The organism is Pseudomonadota bacterium, from assembly GCA_034660915.1.
GTDB lineage: Bacteria > Desulfobacterota > Anaeroferrophillalia > Anaeroferrophillales > Anaeroferrophillaceae > DQWO01.
The window spans coordinates 1-2316 of sequence record JAYEKE010000167.1 but is presented as its reverse complement, the minus strand read 5'-3'; the positions used below and the strand labels follow the sequence as shown (position 1 = coordinate 2316).

The following is a 2316-nucleotide window of genomic DNA, read 5'->3' as shown; positions in this document are numbered from 1 at the left end:
ATACGGATCTTGGCCTTTTCATCCGGTTTACCGAAGACTTCGGCCTGGTTAGTGTTGAGATAAATAACAATCCGTTCGCCGGTTACCCGGTTACTACCCTGCCACATGACCGCATTTCCCTGTAAAACAATAATCCGTTGTGCCTGTTCCAGGGTTGCCTGTTCACAGGTGGCAAACTTGTCCGCCTGATTTACTTTAACGCTGCCCGAAGCCACCGCTTTCACCAGGCTGCGGGTTTCCAGGTCAAAATAATTGGTTAGCTGGTCCGCGTAGAGGACCATGTCCCGCTGTTTGGCAATCACTTTGCCGCCGAAGGTGATGGTTCCCTGCTGCCGGTTTGCCTCGGTCCAGTCTGAAATAATCTCCAGCGGTTCCCGCAGGTTGCTGACCGGGGTTTGTCGATATCCCGGCTGGGGGGTGATGGCCGATCCAGTCCGGCTGGTTGCGGATCCTGGTTTTTTCTGCCCGGTATTTTTTGTGCTTCTGCCAGGCGTGGTTTGCGGGCCGGCGGAACTGCCGGCGGTCCAGTCAGGGATTGACGGTCGTTTGGATGTGGTGGTGGTCGTTTTGCCTGAAATTGATTGCCGGTCCCGGAAAAGTGACTCAAAAGTTACCTTTTCAGGTGGGGGCGTGGGTTTCTGGTGGTATTGTCCCAGGAGCAGGCCGGCCATCCTGGGTGAATAATTGGCCGGCATAAAGGCGGTGGTCAGATAATCATCTTTGATATCCCCCTGCTTGTCAATGAAATAGTCGCGGATGAGAAATCCAAGCTTGATTCCCGGACCTTTCTTTTCCTCCAGGAATTGCCGTCCTTCCTGAGTGTAGGGACTTTGGGGAAAGCCGCTGGTCAAGGCCAGCAGGGCTTTCTGTCCTTCCGCTGATTTCCCCTGGTTGAGATAGGAGATACCCATAAAGTAGAGGGTCTTATCATCGATGAAACCGGGATAAGTGGCCAGCAGATAGCGGAAACGGTTGACTGCGGCCCCGTAACGTTTCTGTTTGAAATAAAAAAAACCCACATAAAATTCCCGTTTGGCGAAGCGTCGTTTGCAGTCATTGATCCGCTGAATAATCTTTTCCGTGTATGGTGGTGAATCGGGGAAGTTTTTCAGCGCCTCCTGAAAGATTGCCAGGGCTTCAGTCAAGGGGGTCAAATCGCGGTCAATGGTTTTCAGCCGCACATAGTTGGTCATGCCCAGCTGGTAGGTAGCATAAGGGGCCATGGGGTGATTGGCGTTGAACTTGAGAAAATCAGTGTAGTTGGTGGCTGCTTCATCCAGCTTGTTTTTCCGGTAGTGGCAGTCTGCCACCCGCAGCAGTGATCGTCTGGCGTATTCCGAGTCCGGATATTCATTCTGGATCTGCTGATAGATTTCAATGGCGTCGGAAAAATTTTTATGGCGGTAATTCTGCTCCCCGCGTTCATATAAAGACCTGGCAGTGCCGGTCAGGGTTCCATGGCCGCCGCAGCCGCCGGTAAAGAGCAGGAAAGTCAGCGCCATCATTATAAAAAACAGCGGAAAAGCCGGTATTCGCTTCATAGAGTTAACCATAATTTCTTGTCAAATCACTTTTTGTGAGATAGTAGAAGAGAAACTATTGTTGTCTGGTACTTTGTCTGTCGGAACCGTTTTCAGTAATTGGCGCTCAGCTTTCAGTAAAGCAGTGGACATGGTACTGTTCAAGCTTAAGGCTTAAGGCTGAAAGCTGACAGCTAATCGCTCATCCGAAAGTTTATTTCTCCGGATGTCAAACTAATATACCTCACTTTTGATGTCAATGGAAAACACAACTACAGCTAGACTGCTTTTTGCCGACCAACAGGGTAATATCTGTGACCATTCCAGTTTGGAGATGCTGGCCGCCAGTGGCGAACGGCTGGTTTCTCCTTCGCCTGAGGATTTGATTCCCCTGCCGGCGGGGAGCCGTTTTTTTTACCTGCCCCAATGTCCGCCGCTGGCCTGGGATGTGGAACTGGAAGAGGTAGTCTGTCTGGAGGAGCTGGAGGCCGGAGAGCCTTGTTTTGGGGTCTCAGCTTTTCTGCCGCCGGCCTACACCCGCCTGCTGCTGCCGGCGGTTTCATACGCCGGCAAGGATTATCAGCTGCCCCTGTGGGCCTATACCGCCGTGGGTTGGTCGCCGGAGGTCAATGATTATGTGGTTGCCGCCCGGCGGGTGGATGAAAATCGCCAGTGGGAGCCGGATCGTTTTGATGACCGGGAGGTGGTGGTCGGGGTTGAACGTCTGTTGGCTCGGTTTCCACAAAACCGCCTGGTTCGACATTTGCGCGGCTGCGCCCTGGATGACCACTGCTTT

General features: G+C 52.5%; 2 protein-coding genes. One reads left to right on the top strand and one right to left on the bottom strand.

The window, feature by feature from the left end; translation table 11 throughout:
- A partial coding sequence (bamD, locus tag U9P07_09830) for an outer membrane protein assembly factor BamD (protein ID MEA2109704.1) occupies nucleotides 1–1541 on the bottom strand: 1541 nt, incomplete at its 3' end.
- 238 nt (nucleotides 1542–1779) lie between these two features.
- Here bamD and U9P07_09825 point away from each other — a divergent pair.
- Nucleotides 1780–2316: radical SAM protein (locus U9P07_09825; protein ID MEA2109703.1), on the top strand; the 537-nt coding region annotated here is incomplete at its 3' end.